Genomic DNA, 17522 nt, shown 5'->3' with positions numbered 1-17522 from the left:
ACCCATCATTTAACTGCGGTACATTTGGCAGTGCATTATAACGATTGCTATCATGCTCATCATCGTTATTTTCATAGGTTAAATGAACAAGCCATTCGTCCATACGGTAGCCTAAAGAGGTGTAATATTGAGTTTGTTTTGCTAATGCGCTGTTTTTAACTTCAAATTCTGTGTATTCAGCATCAAACAAGATATTGTTGTAATCGATTGAGAAACCAAAAGCGAGGAAGTAGCTATCATCCTCATTTATTGCTATGTCATTTGCTTGCTCTGAAAACCCTGAGTTACGAAGTGCCTCTTCAAATCCATTTATTACCATGCCATCAGTAGTATCGTCAGCAATATCAATACTTGTATCAGCTACAAAATATGCAGCGCGAGCACTAAACCAATCGTATGACAATGACCAGTTAACCCCGGCCATATTGTTAAGTTCGGTATCTCCATTTACTGATACAACCGCGATATTATCGTCGAAGCTGCCATAGACAACTTGCACAGTAGAGTCCCAATCACCAAGTTGAGTTGTATGTAATAAGCTTAGGCCTTCATAGGTTGAAAACGGTAAGTTGTATACAGACTGAGGTGGGCGCACCCAGCGGTAGGTATAGCCAACATCTAAAAAGTCAGAGTAGCGAAATAGAGGAAGACGCATTTTACCTGCGCTTAATTGTAAGTCATCTGAGAATTCATATGTTAAGTATGCCCATTCAAAATCAGCGTCAAAATCATTTTCACCGCGAGCCACTATCTGCGCTGTGGCGGTTAGCTTTTCTTGCAAATCAGCGGTTAGCTGAAGGGCAAATACGCTTTCGTTTTTAAATGAAATATCATCATCATATCCATATAATGTTTGATCACTATCGAGCGACTTACCACCGACAATAGAAGCAAACCCATTAATACGAACCTCAGCACTTGCGCTGCTTGTGGCAAGTGCGCAACAAATTGCTACTGCTACAGATAGTTTTTTCATTGTGTATCCTATTTAATTTCATGTGTATCCCGCTGCAGTATAAGATGAGTATTAACTTTTTTCTAATTAAAATTAATGAATTAAGTACTTTTTACTGCTTTTTTGCAACATCAATGTAGTGGAATTATTGAAATTTATGCACTTTTTGTTTTTAGCTTATGTAACTAACTGAGTTGTTTGGATTATTAATTATGAGAGGGAAGTTGATAAAGTAAGTATTAAGTAGTGTTTTTTTAGTTATGAACGCGAATTTATATTTTTTAGGTTATCTTGGCACCAACGAATTGCCTGCTGCTTATTTTTGACCGCTATTTTTTTATAAATTTTATGTAAGTGAACTCTAACCGTAGCTTCACTTATAAATAAACTATCAGCAATAGCACTGGAGTGAAGTCCACTAAAAAGTAGGTTGAGTACTTTAATTTCTTTATCGGTTAAATTACTTGTTTGCAAAGCATTCTTTTGTTCTGTATCGAGCATTTGACGCATCCAAATGTCACTAATGGTTCGTGGAAACCACAATTCGCCTTGTTTAATTGCTTCTAGCCCCCTAGTAAACAACTCTTCACTAGTATCTTGATAAAAAAGACCTTTTAAATTTGGCCATTCTTTCAGTGAAACGGCATCAGTATCTTTAGGAATATTATAAATAACTAACCCTTGGTAATTATTTGTATGAATAAATTGGTTTAAAAGTTCGTAGTTAGTTAGGGAGTTAAGGGCTGAGTAGCATACTAATAATATGTCGTTATTCAATGTAGTAAAAAATAATGGATTATAGTGGTTGTTGTTAAAAAGCATGTTAGTTGATTGTGTGGTCTGTTTTTTTGTCATGCTTTTCACCTAAAAATGGTTCTGCTTTATATTTAAATATAAAGGGTCTTTGGATATTGTCATAATTTCAAGCAGTTTTAATGTGTTTTCCACAATAAACGGTGTGTACGATTAATGAACAATGCAGTTGGTGGTTAATATTAAAGTATTAATTTATAACCAAAGCTGCGTCATTGTTGAGGTAATTAGTTTAGATTAAAAAAGCTAAAAATTATTTTTTTGCTTAAACTAAAGTTAAATATACATATTGTAACTTTTATGTAATACAATACACTCCCAGAGGAAAGATGCATCTAAAGCATCTTTTTTTATGCCTACAATTTATGTTTACACAGCATAACGCATAATTAAATTAATACCCTTTGGAGAAAACCTTGAAATTACGCACCCTCTCACAGTTAAGTTTAGCGGTTATTGCAGCCCTAACAACTTCCGCAAATGCACAAGAAGCTAAAACGACAGCCAAACAAGACGCATTTGAAAAAATTGAAGTGACAGCTCGTAAACGTACAGAGAGCTTGTTCGAATCTCCAACTGCGATTACATCAATAGGTGCTAACCTTATTGATAAAGCCAATATGGGTAACTTAGAAGATATTGGTAAATACGTTCCTAACTTAAATATTACTCGCTATGGTGTTGGTAACGCAGCGCATGCTTCAGTATTCATTCGTGGTATTGGCTTGCAAGATCACATTATAACCACAGATCCTGGCGTAGGTGTTTACCTAGACGGTGTTTATTTAGGCCGCCAAATGGGATCTAACTTATCACTTCCTAATGTTGAGCGTGTTGAAGTTCTGCGTGGACCACAAGGCACACTTTATGGTCGTAATACATTAGGTGGCGCGGTAAATGTAATTACTAAACAACCAGGTGATGAGGGCATTTTAACGACATCGGCTAAAGTCGGTAGTCGTGGTCGTATCGCTGGTGATATTTACTTCAATGATGCATTAACCAATGATTTAAGCATGTCGGCAAGTGCGTCATATAAGCAACGTAATGGGGTAGGAACAGCGGTAAATTTAGTTAACCCTGAAAAAGAAATTGGTGAAGAGCAAGAGTTTAGTGGTCGTATTGCGCTTAAATACGAAGCAACCAGTGATTTAGCGTTTACCTTCTCGCTAGATGGGGTTGATAATGAATCAGGCCAATCGCCTTATACTATTGAGTTTACTGAACCATTAGATTCAAGTAATGTATTAAATGGTGATTTCCCATTATTAACTGAAGACTTACTTCCAGCGAATCCTGATGATTTAGGCACAACAGTTGCCGGTATTGAATCAACCTCATATTCTGGTTGGGGCACGTCATTCACAGCTGATTGGGCGATTAATAACACATATACAGCCAAGTTTATTTCAAGCTACCGTACCTCTGAATATGAAGGTGGTTTAGATGATGATGCATCTCCACTTAACTTATCAGAGTTCCCAGAAGTGGGCGGTGCAGATCAATACTCTTTTGAACTTCAACTAAACGCCACGTTTGATAAAATGGACTTTGTTTCTGGCTTATACTTCTTTAATGAAGATGGCTTTACTCGCTCTGAAGATTTTGTATTTAGCCCGTTTAATACACCTGATGGCGTGCTAAATGATGGTGTTACTCCTTCATTTGGTGGCTTTGGATTTTTTGAAATTAATCAAGAAACTAACTCATACGCAGCTTACATTAATGGTAGTTACGATTTAACTGATGATTTAACAATAGGCGGTGGCCTTCGTTACTCAGAAGATAAAAAAGATGCGAATGCCATTTTCCCAACTTTCCCTGAGCGAAAGGACATTAGTGCAGACTTTAATGCAGTAACATGGGACATTAATGCTTCATACCAGCTTAGCAATAATATGAACGTGTATGGCCAAGTACAAAAAGGTTACCAAACCGGTGGTTTCCCACCGCGCCCATTCGGTGGTCCGGATCAGTTTGTATCGTTTGATGAAACCAAAGCAGTTAACTACGAGATTGGTTTAAAAGGCCAAGTACATGAAAATGTGTCTATGATGCTTGCAATGTTTGTTACTGACTACACTGATTTAGCACTGCCATTCTCAGATCCAACTGCAGGTGGTGGCTTTGTAACTATCGTTGAAAATGCAGGTCAGTCTAAAGCGCAAGGTATTGAGCTTGAAACCACAATTGCACTAACCGACGACTTTACTATTCGCACTGCAGTAGGCTACTTAGATTCTGAAATTACAGAAGTAGCTGAAGGCGTACAAGGTATTGGTAAAGGCGACTCACCAGCACTGACACCTCGTTGGACAGTAATGGTTGCTCCATCTTACTTTGTTGATTTAAGAAATGGTGGCACGGTTGCATTAAATGCAAACTACTCGTACCGCAGTGAAATGCAAGGCCAATCAGTTTTCAACAAAAGTGAAACGATTGATTCGCGTGAGCTAGTTGGTTTTAATATTTCTTACACTAATCCATACGGCGATATGGAAGTAACGCTATATGGTGAGAATGTATTAAACGAAGTTTACGATGTAGGACGCCTGCAGCAAACTGGCTTTGTTGGCGTAATGCGCAGTAATGATCGTAGTGAGTTTGGTTTAAAATTCAAAAAGACTTTGAACTATAATCTATAATTTACTCTAAAAGTTAAATAAAAAAGGTAAGCCATGGCTTACCTTTTTTTATTGGTTAACAATAATTAACCTTCTTTATGTTCTTCTCGTGCTTGCTCAATTTCTGCCGCAATTTCACGTGCTTTTTGCTTGGTTTTTTCAGTCAGCTCGCCAGCCGCTTCTTTGCTTTTAATCCATGCATCAACAGCTACTTCTTTGCCGTCATCGTACATGTCTAAGCCCATCGCTTTACTCTCTTCGAGTAGCTCATTAAATGACTCGTCATTTTTAAGCTCATTGGTTTTTTCTTTAACGTCGTTCCACGTTTCGTTTAGCTTTTCTTGAACTTCAGCGCTCGTTTGTTTGGCGTCTTGTTTCACTTCGTTGGCATCTTCACAGCCAGTTAACGTAATTAAAGTGCCTAATAAAGCTAAACCTGCTAATTTCTTCATTTACTATCTCCTTTAGAGAAAATTATATTTCAGGGGTAACTATACAATAATGAAAATGAACATAGCTGTAACAACACGATTAAGTTTTAAATTAATGGACGAAAATGATTGGCCGAAATTATTCGAGCTCGATCAAGACCCAGCCGTTATGCAATATTTAACACAAGGTAAACCAACCACTCTTGAAGAGATAAAAACGATAAGTATTCCTAGAATGCTCGCTTATCGTAATGCGCAACAAGGTTGGGGGTTATGGCAAGTAAACCTGCGTGAAGGCAATACCTTTATAGGGTGGGTGCTTGTTCGGCCGATGGGCTTTTTTTCAGATACGCCTGATTTTAGTGATATTGAAGTGGGCTGGCGATTTAAACAAGCGAGTTGGGGTAAAGGTTATGCAATTGAGGCGGCACAAGCGATTTGCTCAACGATTGAGAAGCAACCGCAAATTAAGGCAATTAGTGCCACGGCACTGACCGCCAACGTTGGCTCAATTAGTGTTATGAAAAAGCTCGGTATGCGGCTTAAACATTATTATATTCATACTGATGACGGCTCAAACTTAACTGCTGCGCTATATTCAAAGTCGTGTAGATAGATTAAAAATAATCTCAAGCTCTACAAATGTAGCGTCTAAATATTGACCTAGTGTTTGTTACTGTGCATTAATGTTTGCCATAAATGTATAAAAATAACCTAAGGATATGGGATGGGATCACTCTTTTCACCAAGCAAGCTAATTATTAGTAGTGTCTTAATAATACAAGTATGCTTTTTTAATGTTGCTGCCAAGCAAAGTGCGGTGGCGATGCCCGACACATTTAGTGCGCAAGCAGCAAAAACTGTGTTACAGCAGGGGGGCAATGCGGTTGATGCAGCCATTGCAGCGCAGTTTGTGTTGGCCGTTACGCTCCCCGAAGCAGGTAATATTGGCGGCGGTGGTTTTATGCTTATTCATAAAGATGGGCAAGGTGATTTTATAGATTACCGTGAAACTGCACCTAACGCCGCGCATCGTGATATGTATTTAGACCAGCAAGGGCAAGTTATTGCCAATAAGTCTATTTATGGTATTCATGCCAGCGGTGTACCCGGAAGTGTTGCTGGTATGTGGCTAGCACATAAAAAGCATGGCACATTACCTTGGAAAACCTTAGTACAGCCTGCGGTAATATTAGCAGAGCAAGGTTTTGTGGTGCCTGAAAAGTTGGCTCTGTTAATTGAGGGTTACATAGAACACCTAAGCAATAAAAACATTAAAGTAAACTTTGCCAATTATTTTGCAAGCGCCACATCTGGTAAGCTTTTTAAGCAACCTGAGCTTGCAGCGACACTCAAACGCATTCGCGATAATGGTAAAGATGGCTTTTATCAAGGTGAAACTGCAACGATCATCGCAAACTTTATGAAGCAACATGGCGGTATTATTACTCAAGACGATTTAAAAAATTACCGCGCAAAGTCTCGTACACCTATAAAAGCTAACTGGAACGGCTATCAAGTCGTCACTTCGCCACCTCCTAGCTCTGGTGGTATTGCTATATTACAATGGCTGAAAATGTATGAGCTTAAAAAGCCCATAGCTGCACCATCACATAATTCAGTTGGGTATGTGCATTTATTGGCTGAAATAGGTAAGCGAGTGTTTGCTGATAGGGCAGAATACTTAGGCGATCCTGACTTTTACCAAGTACCTACAGCAAAGCTGCTTGCAGAAAATTACCTTAAAAACCGTAGCAACAGTATAGATTTAAATGCTATTTCAACTACCGAAAATATTAAACCAGGTTTAAAAGAAAGCGAGCAAACCACCCACTTTTCCATTGTTGATAACATGGGGAATGCCGTTGCTAATACCACCACCATTAATTTAGGGTTTGGTAGTGGTGTCGTTGTAGAAGGCGCAGGCTTTATTTTAAATGATGAAATGGATGATTTTAGCGCCAAACCTGGGGTTATGAATGTATTTGGCGCCATTGGCGGCAAAGCAAATGAAATTCAGCCGCATAAACGTATGCTTAGCTCTATGACCCCCACTATTTTACTCAGTAATAATCAGGTAAAAATGGTAACAGGGTCGCCCGGCGGTACCACTATTATTAGCTCTGTGTATCAATCAATACTCAACGCAATTGAATTTAATATGAGCGCAGATGATGTAGTAAATAGTCCGCGATTTCATCATCAGTTATGGCCTAAAAATGTAATTAGAGCGCACTCGGGATTGGAGTCCTCAGTCAAGCAACAGCTAATAAAAATGGGTTATACAGTCGATGAACGCCACTTTGGTGATATGCACGTGATTATTAATAATGAAGGCAAATTAGATGCAGCATCTGAGCAAAGCGGAAGAGGGCAAGCGATAGTATTTTAAATGTCAACAATTGACGTTTGAATGATATGCACCCCAAAACCATCTATGGGGTGCATATATTAGAACAACTATAAGGATTAGCCTATAGCCGGTATAAGTCCTGCCATTTGCAGGCATTGTGCGCTAATAATTGAAATACCACACAAAGCGGCTATGGCCAAACCAATATTACCACTGCGTACTTTATAGCCTTCTTTTTCAATCCCCTGACGCTGCTTGTACACCATGCTAACAGGTAAAAATACTGCCAATATAACCAAAGCAATGGCTGCATAGCCTAATGCCATAATAAATCCTTGCGGGTAAAATAAAGCAAATCCAAGAGGAGGAACAAAAGTAATAAGTGCTGTTTTAATTCTATCTGCGCCCGTATCTGCTTTTTTGAATGTGTCGGCAAAAAAGTCAAATAACCCCAAGCTCACCCCTAAAAATGACGTTGCTAGGGCTAAGTCAGCAAACAATTTAACCGCAGTAGAAACATTGGCGTTATTGGCAATATTGGCCACACTGGCTACAAACCCAGTTAACCCTTCGCTTTGTAGTAATTGCTCTTGACTCATTATGCCTTGGCTTAATACTTGCCAAAATACATATATAACCAATGGTAAAGAGGCGCCTGCAATCATAACTTTGCGTAAGGTTTTTATATCAAGCCCGACGTATTTAACAATAGAAGGAATTGAGCCATGAAAACCAAAGGAGGTAAATACCACCGGAATAGCCGATAGTATCAGCCCTTGCTCAACAGGCATTTCCAATAAATGTTGGCCATGTACATAAGGTGTTAGCATATAAAACAAGCTAGCCAAAACGACTATTTTTATACTAAATAGTACTCGGTTAAGCTTATCAACTTTACTAGTGCCTAAAGTCACCACGCCTGCAATTAGCACGGCTAAAATAACGGAGCCTAATTGTGGAGCAATACTAAGATTAAACCCAGTATTAATGCGCTCTTGTAGCTGAGCACCACCACCTGCTATGTAAGCAGCACACAGTGCATAAAATAAGAATATCATCGAAAAGTTAGCCACATACTGGCCACGTTTACCAAGCCAAAGCTTAGCAAGTGTATTTAAAGTGGCATCGCGAGGGGCATATTGGTGTAGCTCCAACATAAGTAAAGCCGTGTAGGTCATAAGTAACCAACAGCCGACAATTAACACCATTGCCGTATTAAACCCAAGCCCCGCAGAGGCAATTGGTAGGGCAAGCATACCTGCGCCTATGGTAGTTCCTGCAACAATTAACATGCTACCTATTGTTTTATTTTTAAGCACTTAATGATCCTGATCAAACGTGAGAGACACGCAAGATATAACTAGTTGTGCAAAACTTAAATAGTTTTGTCATAAAAGAGACAAAATAAAATGTAATCTTCTATTTACAACTGTATTTAAAAAGCAGAGATATTTTGCTGATGTAATTTAACTCATTAATATAATTAATAAATAAAAAGCCAAATGTTAATAACTAAATGGTCAGATTATTGGTTTTGCACAATAGAGGGATTACTAAAACAATAGGTGTTGGCCGAAAGCGCTAAAATTGCACCTTCAGCCATTAAAAGAGGGGACTGAGTTTACATTTTAGCTATTTGAATCACTAAGCGGCGGTTTTTATCACGGCCCAAAATATTATCGTTGGTATCTACAAAGCGTTTTTCACCAAAGCCTTCAGTAACCACTTTAACTTCATCAACACCTAAGCTCACCATGTAATCTTTAATAGCCTTTGCACGGGTTCTAGATAAATCGAGGTTATTCCATCGGCCACCGTAACTATCGGTATAGGATGCAATACTGATTGACTCTATACTGGGGTCGTTTTTCAAATACTCAGCAATTTTATCAAGGCGTTGTTGCGATGACTTAGTTAATTTACTGCTATTAGATTCATAGTTCATTATAGTGAACGAAATATCTTCAAAATTGTATGGCAGTAGTTCATCGCGGCACTGTAAAAACGCCCAATACGCTTGCTTAAAGTTAACATTAGACATGCCCACGGCAATTTTATCGGCACTATTTTGCCAGTCTTGGTAGTAAAAAGTGGGTTGGTTACCTTTTTCAAGCTCAGTAAGCATTTCCCATGCTGTTTTATTACCTAATTCACCATCAAACTTTTTAAGTAATTTCATATCAGCAATATCACGGGCAGGGCGGCCTGCTCGCCAGCTAGGTGGCACCGCTTTCAAACCGGCAATCGCGTAATTTTCTGGGCGCACCACCATGTCTAAATTAAAGGTGAGATCTTTGTTTTTACTGGCTGATGCTTTAAAAGCGGCTTCACCATAGTAGGGAACTTCATGATTTAATTGGCATTGTAAGCGAGTTGTTTTAACCAAGTTCCAGTTTGAATTATCTTGGTTAGCCGTGTACTGGCGCATTGCCGCAGTTGTATTCAAACTACACAGCACACTACTAATGCTTAGGCTAATAAATAACAACTTACACTTCATTGAGAATTCTCCAGTTATCTAGCTTTGCCAAAAAAGTGACAAAAACCGTAAAATTTTACGCAACAGCAAATAATTCAGCGCAAACGCTAGGGTCTGTTGACCTTTCAAGGTTAAATTTGCAGCAGCCTGTTTGGTATTTAGGCAAGGCAGAGCCTATGTGGTGTGGTTATTCCCCATAAATAGGCGATAACACAGCATTAATGCCAAACAGGCGCTGCCCTTTGGGTTCTGCCTAGGGGCGATTTACTCTTTGTTGCTCGGTTTTGACTTAGCCCACTAGGTTACAAACCTCGCGCCGCGATTAAACCGCCCCTAGCTTGAACAAATTTTAATCCGCAAAGGTCAACAGACCCTAATTACCAAGCAAGTAACATGCCTATAGTTTAACTGTAATTAATCAATAAATCCCCTAGCCGACAGGCCACCAATTTTGACATAATAGACAGCTAATCCCTATAAACCAAGAATACTATGGCAAATACTGAGCAAACACTTTTCGCGCAACGCTTTCGTGGCTTTTTTCCAGTGGTTATTGATGTTGAAACCGCCGGTTTTAACAAAGAAACCGACGCACTACTAGAAATTGCAGCGTCCGTTTTAAAAATGGATGATGAAGGACTGCTTAGTATCGATCATACCGTTCATTTTCATGTGCAACCGTTTGAGGGTGCAAACATTGAGCAAGCTGCCATTGAGTTTAATGGGATTGAGCCTTTTTCAGCACTTCGAGGGGCAGTCCCAGAAGAAGAGGCGATTAAAGAAATTTGTAAAGTAGTGCGCAAAGCGCAAAAAGCTGCGGGGTGCCAGCGCTCAGTGGTGGTTGCTCATAATGCCGCTTTTGATCACGGCTTTTTAAATGCGGCTATTGAGCGTAATAATATCAAGCGCACACCATTTCATCCGTTTGTTAGTTTTGATACCACATCACTTGCTGGTTTGGCATTAGGGCAAACGGTACTTGCTAAAGCGTGTCGCGCAGCAGGGATAGAGTTTGATAACAAACAAGCGCATTCAGCGTTGTACGATACAGAGCGTACTGCTGAACTGTACTGTTTAATTGTTAATCGTTGGCAGCAACTAGGTGGTTGGCCGCTTGCTGTAGACGAAACACAACAAAGCGAAGACGAAGCAAGCAACCAAAATTAGAAACTCAGCTCATAATAGTGAATGTTCACTTTTGAGCTAAGTCAGTCTTAATAAGCATTATTAAAACGATTGGGTTATTTTACCTTCACTGTGGGTGATTAAATGCGGTGGGTAATTACGCGAAAAGCTAATTGATTCTCGTGCAATTTTAAGCTCCACCCCAGGGTGCATAAGCTCATTAACTTTTAAACGACTGAGCGCTAAAAGCTGCGCCATTTTCTTTCTTAGTAACTGCTTTTGCTGATTGATGCTGGCGCTTCGGTTTGCTATGTGTTCTTCATTCGTTGTTATTTTATTCAAAAACTGCTGACGCTGTGCGCTTGCAACTTGTTTATTAATTCGCTGGCGCGCTTGCTGTAGTTCAATTGACTTACCGATTAAAACTTTTTCAAAGTCAGTGATTTGCGCTTGTTTTTGTTTTAGCACATACCATCGCTGTGCGATGCAAACACGGGTTTTAGTTCCTGCTGGTGCGCCCAATTCACCTGTTTCAATGCGCATTGCATCTAGAATATGGCCACCAATAATTTTCCCTTTAGGATCTTTTGCATTGCCCACCCTAATTAGATTTCCGGCACTCAAGTCACAATGTAATGATTGGCGATCTATTAATAAGTTTTGCTCCGTTTTTATGTCGCAGTATTGAGAGTAACCAAGCGCAACGGTTCGTTTAGCAAAAATAGAACAGGTGAATGGCTCATCGGCTTCTCGCTTACGACCAATTGCACCCTTTACTATTGTGATGGCGCTATCACTTTTTAGCTGTGCCGATTCAACAAAACCTAAAACAGTAATATCGCCAGTGGCAGTCACGCGCATGCCATCTTTTATATCACCGCTGACAATAACACTGCCATCAAACTCAACATGGCCGGTACTTGGGTCAATATTGTGAAAACATAAAACATCATCAACACGCATACCACGGGGAAGGGCAACCGGTACGCCAGTACAATCCGCAATTAATAAATTAGGGTTATCGGGCGCAATTTTAGTGCCGTCAAAAGGTTGTAATTTATGCTCTTTGCCGGGAGGAGCAGTTATTACATCACCAAATACAGTAAACCCATCAACACCGGGTGTTGCAGGAGTACGTCGCATTAGTTCACATCCCGGTTTTACAGTAATAATATCACCTAGGTTTCTCATATCGACTTTACCACCGCCCTTAGCTTGCGGGCTAAGTACGCGGTCTTGCGCTGTGCAGCAAAGACGCACAAATTTGGCATCGTTACCCACTTTAGGCGCGCGACCAAAAGCGACTTCGGCGCAATGTGTGCTTCCTGAGGGGTGTTCAAACTGTTGTGCCAATAACTGTTCTAATGCATGAGAGCTAATGCCTTTTACAATGCCTGCTTGTGTTAACTCTTCAATCGCTTGTTCCATGCTAAGCAATTGACCGCCCTTGGCAGTAATAAGGGTAGCTTCAACGAGCATATTCTTTTCATCGATGTTTATGGTTAGCTTTGCATCAATGGCTTGAGCAATCACTAAAGAGGTGGGTTCTTCGGTATTACTTTGAGCAAACAGCTTACCAATATTGCTAGCAATAACCTCACACTCGCAATATTCTGACTGTCCAATTAATTCAATAAGCTGTGTTGCTGTTGAGGCTAAACCTGAAACTTGTGGGTGGGAAACTAAAGAGATATACCCCGTTTGCTCATCAAAAGAAAAAACCGACATTTATAAATCCTCTAGGTAATATGCCTGTTATTATTTTTTATAATCTATTAGACCAAGGTCTAGCTGCATATTTGAGCACAAACAAGCCTAGGTGTTAAGTAATTGTTTTTTTATTATCCTAGTATTTACATTTTTAAGTACGTGTTTGATGCAGGATTAACCAAGCGATAAAATAAAGTGCCTAAGGTGTTGAGTATTGATGGGTTACTCAGTTATACTGCTTGCACGCTCTGAATGAGTAATCTTATTCAGGGGCTGATTAGGATTCGACGGAATTCAAGAAGCCCAAGGTGCATGTCGAGGTGCGGTTTGCCTCGTAAAAAAGCCGCAATTTAAAGTAATCGCAAACGACGATAACTACTCTCTAGCAGCTTAGGCTGGCTAGCGCTCCTTCCATGTATTCTTGTGGACTGGATTTTGGAGTGTCACCCTAACACCTGATCGCGACGGAAACCCTGGCCGGGGTTGAAGCGTTAAAACCAAGCGGCCTCGCCTTTATCTACCGTGTTTGTCCGGGATTTAAAGGTTAATTAAATGACAATACTAAACATGTAGTACCGACGGTCGAGGCTTTTCGGACGGGGGTTCAAATCCCCCCAGCTCCACCAATAAAGGTTTTTAGATACGTTGCTAAGAACCGTAAAAGACCCGCAACGCTAGTTAATTCGAGCCTTGCGGGTTTTTTATGCCTATAGTTTAATCATTAGTGACCGTTTAAAACTTGTAACAACCGCGATTTGTTGTAACACTAAACGTAACAACTGGAATTTTACATAGGGATCGTTGTTACAAATGGCTATTCACAAACTCAATGCAAAACAGGTCGAATCGGAAAAACCAAAGGATAAGGAATTTAACCTTACTGACGGTGGCGGTTTAACATTACGAATAAAGCCCAGTGGTGGTAAGTTTTGGCTTTATAACTACACAGCGCCAATTACTAAAAAACGTAAAAATATGGGGCTTGGCTCTTACCCTGATATAAGCCTTAAAACTGCTAGAGAACGTCATAAGAAATATAAAGCCCTAGTGCTTGAAAATATAGACCCTATCCACCAGCGCCAGCTAGATGAAAAGCAAGCACAAGAAACACAACTACAAACATTTAAAGCAGTTGCATTAATGTGGTTTGAGAAAAAGAAAACAGAAATAAAACCACAAACAGCACAAGCCGCTTTAAAACTGTTAACTAATCATGCCTTTCCTGCGTTTGGTGATGAGCCAATAAGCAAACTAAAAGCCTTTCAGGTAATAGAACTAGTGCGCCCTATAGAGGCAAAAGGTAGCTTAGAAACAGTAAAAAGACTATGCCAGCGTATTAACGAAGTTATGGTGCATGCGGTTAACTGTGGGCTTATAGAAGCCAATCCATTAGCGAATATAAGGCAAGCTTTCCAAACACCTAAAAAAAGCGCTATGCCATCTATTGAAGCGGATAGATTGCCAGAGCTTATGAGTGCCATAAATCGTGCCAGTATTAAGCTTACAACGCGTTGTTTAATTGAATGGCAGTTACACACTATGACGCGCCCTAATGAGGCTGCAACAGCTAAATGGCAAGATATAGACTTAAATACGGGTGTGTGGGTTATACCTGCCGAGCAAATGAAAAAGGGCAAAGAGCAACGTATACCCCTTACACCACAAACATTCGCTTTACTTGAATTAATGAAGCCATTAAGCGCACACCGCGAATATGTATTTCCCGCTGATAGAGACCCACGCAGCCATACAAACGTGCAAACAGCCAATGCAGCAATAAAGCGTATGGGGTTTAAAGGCGAGCTTGTGGCGCATGGCTTGCGCTCGCTTGCTAGTACAACACTTAACGCACAAGGATTTGACCCTGACGTAATAGAGGCAGCTTTAGCGCATGTTGATACAAACGAAGTAAGGCGAGCATATAACCGCACTGACTACTTTGAACGAAGAAAAACCATGATGTGCTGGTGGTCTGAATATATAGAAAATGCGGCTAGTGGAAGTAGTTCGTTAGCTGGGCTTAGATATCTAAAGGTATTGAAATGAAAATCGAATACATTCCCCATAGATTTGGGAAACTATCAAAATCAGCTATTAAAAAATATGAGAAGTCGCTTGAAGCAATCGAAATTTATATAGAGAACTTAGTAACTTCTCATGCAGATTTGCTAAATCAAGTTGACGTCGATAAAGCTGAACATGCACTTGAATATGGTTTAATACAGAACTTTGATGTGTCACACGGCAATGATATTGATGTGACGACTCACATCAGAATGTATTCAAGATTATATATAGAAGATCTTATTAAGAGAGCCTACCAAATGGGAGTATGTAGTGGTGATACTAAGGGGGCTGGTTGGGCTTTAAATGAAGCTAGAAAGTTGGAATCAAATAAAAATAGCGCCAAACGAAGTAAGCCTAATATTTCAACTGAAAAGATAAGAAGAGATATTGAGCATCTGATAAGTCAAGATTTTAAACATTTAGGTGAGGAAATTAAATATTTTAAGCTTGAGCGCTATGTTAATAAATATAAGGATTTTTTAGCTACTAAGGACACGCACCCCACTATAACTGATCAAACTATCAAGAAGCATATCAAAAAAATAAGAGAAGAAATTCTACAAAAAAGTGATAAATCACCGTGATATTTATCACGATGATACATGACTAGGAAACTGAAATAGCTTAAATAATTCTTCAGGTTAATATTTGTATTGCAAACTTATTAACGACCTTAGGAGGTTTTAAATGGCACTACTTGAATTAACTAGAAAAGAGCAGACACGTCCATTATGGGCATGTGGTAAAACCCTATTTCAGCAAAAAATTAATGATGGGCTAATACCTCCACCTATAAAAATAGGTAAACGCGGAGTTGCATTTTATAAGTATGAAATAAACGCAACCTTAGCAGTAACCATTGCAGGCTACAACGATGAGCAGATAAAAGAATTTGTTCGTGAACTAGTCGCAAAGCGCAAAAATCTACTTAAGCAATACACTCACTTGGAGGCAGCTAATGATTAATTTAAATGAACTGCCAACACCAATCACATTGGAATATTTGGAAAAGTTAGCACCAGAAGCTTTTGAGGAGCTAGTTCGAATGGACATTATTCACCGTTCAATCTTGCTCGCATGGCTTAACGGTCAATCTACAAGCCCAATTGGTAGAGGGTATGCCGATGTTGAATTAGATAAGGAAGATGCAAAGCATAGCCACCTTAAAATGAAATGCTTTATTGATTATCAAAGTAAGCGTGAGGTTGGGCTAAAGGTTTCTCACTCTATGACAGAGCTACAACGATTTGAGTTTTTCAATAAACGAGCGGCTCAGCGTGAAAAAGTTAAGCGTAAAGTCAAAAAGGAAAGAGAGCAAAGGGCAAAAAAGAGCCTTGTTAAAATCCTTGAGCAACTTGGTATTGAGCAGGTTAAAACCATTATTGTGACCGAGCATTTAAAGGTTACTGGTGCGGCTAATGAGCCTGTCTTTGATAAGGAAAAGCCGACTAATGGTTAGTTAGACGGCTTTAGATTGGTTATTTCGAGGGCTGGTGGCGAGTAGCTAAACTGCCACTAGCTTTAAGCATTATATAATAAGTAAAGCTCATAATAAAAATGCTTTCATGTGAGTTACCACTAACATTGAAGGGCGTGTGTATCCAGTCTTTTTCCTTAAGTCCTTTTTTATTGCGGTCTTTAACGGCAGTGGTTTATAGGTTTGTTTTCATTAAAAATGAAGGTTGTTAGTTACTACTTACTGTATAAAGTCGAGTTAGCCAGCCGTGGAATAATGACACTAGTGAAAACACCCCTTTTATCATTCGGATATTTATATTATCTAATAGGAAGTATTTGTGTCTAATTATCAGTATGTGAGTCACTCACCTGTAATTTGCCATAAACAGAACATTTGGCAAGTTCATACGTCAAAGAGCGGCATTTACACAGCGCAAATGAAGAGTATGTTAGATCAGCTTGAGGCAGTTTTAACACACTATAGCCAAGTTTTAGTTTTACGATTTGATATCGGTATTCCATATCAAACAAATGATAACCGTTTTATTATTGCTGTTATGGAAAGTTTAAGCGGTTTTATAAAGCAAAGGTATAAAATGCCTATCTTTGGCTACCATTGGACGCGGGAGCAAGAAAGAGCGAAAAAGCAGCATTATCATGTGGTAGTTATTCTTGATGCTAACAAAGTATGCTACCCAAGTAAGATAAATGAATTTATTTTAGAAATGGGAAATACATTGGGTGTGCGTCCATGGATTCCAAAAAATTGTTTTTATAGATTTAAACGATATGAGCATGATAAAAAGCAAGGCGCTATATGGCGTATGTCTTACCTTGCTAAAGCCAGAGGGAAGGGCTATAAACCAGCACAAACTAAAAACCACGGCTCAAGTAGAGTTAAACCTAAGCTTTAAGGAATGTATGCAATACAAAGCAATTAGACACTTTATATCTAACTTTGTTTGCTGTCAGGTTATCAAACATTGTCAAAAATTGATTTTTAAATGGCTCTACTTATTTTATGAGCTTAGCGAATGTATTTGTTTTTGTACTGATGAAATCTAAATTATCCTAGCCTTTATACCTGATAAAACCTCAACTGTATGAGCCGTTAATACTTAGTAAAACTTAGTTTAATAAGCCTAACAAAACCTTACAAAACCTATCATTTTAGGCTTATAAAAAGACAGTATCAAATAAACACCTTACAGCTGTTTTGCGGAGAGATATGCACGTGTATTCATTAAGCACTTAAACATGCATCATATTAGGCTTATAGCTTTGCAAGCTTTTTGCTACATAGTTTTAAGTCGATATCTTACATTTGTTTGCATAAATACTCGCAAGCCATTTAGATTTGGGTGATAGTATAAGGCTTAGGTTTGTATCTTTACTCTATTACTACTTATCAGCTACTAAATTTAAGGAAAGCCATGAGACTGTTTTTAAGTATTTTATTCTTATTCTTTTTACTCCCTGCAAAAGCGGCAACTATTGCAGAGCTGTT

15 protein-coding genes and 1 other RNA gene are annotated in these 17522 nt (G+C 39.2%); 10 read left to right on the top strand and 6 right to left on the bottom strand.

Features of this window, described 5'->3' with window-relative positions; all coding sequences use genetic code 11:
- Together P20439_RS07585 and P20439_RS07580 are read right to left on the bottom strand one after the other, a co-directional pair.
- Nucleotides 1-976 (bottom strand): porin (locus tag P20439_RS07585; RefSeq protein WP_036933182.1); only part of this gene is annotated, 976 nt, incomplete at its 3' end.
- Between the two features lie 237 nt (nt 977-1213).
- A complete protein-coding gene (locus P20439_RS07580) occupies nt 1214-1810 on the bottom strand; it encodes a LuxR C-terminal-related transcriptional regulator (protein WP_008465814.1) in 597 nt (198 codons plus the stop codon).
- A 374-nt stretch (nt 1811-2184) separates the two neighbouring features.
- On the opposite strand from P20439_RS07580, the gene P20439_RS07575 reads away from it, so the two are divergent.
- Nucleotides 2185-4413 (top strand): TonB-dependent receptor, encoded by a 2229-nt coding sequence (locus tag P20439_RS07575; protein WP_008465809.1) that lies wholly within the window; start codon nt 2185-2187, stop codon nt 4411-4413.
- Between the two features lie 65 nt (nt 4414-4478).
- On the opposite strand, the gene P20439_RS07570 is transcribed toward P20439_RS07575, so the two are convergent.
- Nucleotides 4479-4844, bottom strand: a complete 366-nt coding sequence (locus P20439_RS07570) for a hypothetical protein (RefSeq protein WP_008111315.1) — start codon at nt 4842-4844, stop codon at nt 4479-4481.
- 49 nt (nt 4845-4893) lie between these two features.
- Here P20439_RS07570 and P20439_RS07565 point away from each other — a divergent pair, with 49 nt between their 5' ends.
- Together P20439_RS07565 and ggt are read left to right on the top strand one after the other, a co-directional pair.
- Complete coding sequence (locus tag P20439_RS07565; RefSeq protein WP_008465807.1) at nt 4894-5439, top strand: GNAT family N-acetyltransferase; 546 nt, start codon at nt 4894-4896, stop codon at nt 5437-5439.
- A gap of 111 nt (nt 5440-5550) precedes the next feature.
- On the top strand, nt 5551-7215 hold the full coding sequence (ggt, locus tag P20439_RS07560) for a gamma-glutamyltransferase (protein WP_008465800.1): 1665 nt from the start codon (nt 5551-5553) through the stop codon (nt 7213-7215).
- A 77-nt stretch (nt 7216-7292) separates the two neighbouring features.
- Here the strand turns inward: ggt and P20439_RS07555 are convergent, their stop codons facing one another.
- Together P20439_RS07555 and P20439_RS07550 are read right to left on the bottom strand one after the other, a co-directional pair.
- Complete coding sequence (locus tag P20439_RS07555; protein WP_008465797.1) at nt 7293-8495, bottom strand: aromatic amino acid transport family protein; 1203 nt, start codon at nt 8493-8495, stop codon at nt 7293-7295.
- Between the two features lie 302 nt (nt 8496-8797).
- Nucleotides 8798-9676, bottom strand: coding sequence for an OmpA family protein (locus tag P20439_RS07550; protein WP_008111306.1), 879 nt, complete (start codon nt 9674-9676; stop codon nt 8798-8800).
- A 471-nt stretch (nt 9677-10147) separates the two neighbouring features.
- Here P20439_RS07550 and rnt point away from each other — a divergent pair, with 471 nt between their 5' ends.
- Complete coding sequence (gene rnt / locus P20439_RS07540) at nt 10148-10822, top strand: ribonuclease T (RefSeq protein WP_008465792.1); 675 nt, start codon at nt 10148-10150, stop codon at nt 10820-10822.
- 60 nt (nt 10823-10882) lie between these two features.
- Here the strand turns inward: rnt and P20439_RS07535 are convergent, their stop codons facing one another.
- Nucleotides 10883-12508, bottom strand: coding sequence for a DUF342 domain-containing protein (locus P20439_RS07535; protein ID WP_008111299.1), 1626 nt, complete (start codon nt 12506-12508; stop codon nt 10883-10885).
- A 251-nt stretch (nt 12509-12759) separates the two neighbouring features.
- Between P20439_RS07535 and ssrA the strand changes: the two genes are divergently transcribed.
- From ssrA to P20439_RS07510, 6 genes are all read left to right on the top strand, one after another.
- Nucleotides 12760-13116, top strand: a transfer-messenger RNA (tmRNA) gene (ssrA, locus tag P20439_RS18185).
- A gap of 184 nt (nt 13117-13300) precedes the next feature.
- Nucleotides 13301-14536: an integrase domain-containing protein gene (locus P20439_RS07530; RefSeq protein WP_008465790.1), complete on the top strand. Its 1236-nt coding sequence runs from the start codon at nt 13301-13303 to the stop codon at nt 14534-14536.
- A complete protein-coding gene (locus P20439_RS07525) occupies nt 14533-15141 on the top strand; it encodes a hypothetical protein (protein WP_008465788.1) in 609 nt (202 codons plus the stop codon). The genes P20439_RS07530 and P20439_RS07525 overlap by 4 nt, the downstream gene beginning before the upstream one ends.
- A gap of 103 nt (nt 15142-15244) precedes the next feature.
- Complete coding sequence (locus P20439_RS07520) at nt 15245-15523, top strand: AlpA family transcriptional regulator (protein ID WP_008465786.1); 279 nt, start codon at nt 15245-15247, stop codon at nt 15521-15523.
- Nucleotides 15516-16016, top strand: a complete 501-nt coding sequence (locus P20439_RS07515) for a hypothetical protein (RefSeq protein ID WP_008465777.1) — start codon at nt 15516-15518, stop codon at nt 16014-16016. Before P20439_RS07520 ends, P20439_RS07515 begins: the two co-directional genes overlap by 8 nt.
- Before the next feature lie 337 nt (nt 16017-16353).
- Nucleotides 16354-16929 carry an inovirus-type Gp2 protein gene (locus P20439_RS07510; protein WP_008465776.1) on the top strand — a complete coding sequence of 192 codons (576 nt, stop codon included), beginning with the start codon at nt 16354-16356 and terminating at the stop codon, nt 16927-16929.
- The last annotated feature ends 593 nt before the right edge of the window (nt 16930-17522 follow it).

It is taken from the genome of Pseudoalteromonas sp. BSi20439 (genome assembly GCF_000241165.1).
GTDB lineage: Bacteria > Pseudomonadota > Gammaproteobacteria > Enterobacterales > Alteromonadaceae > Pseudoalteromonas.
This window is presented reverse-complemented; position numbering and strand designations above follow the sequence as displayed.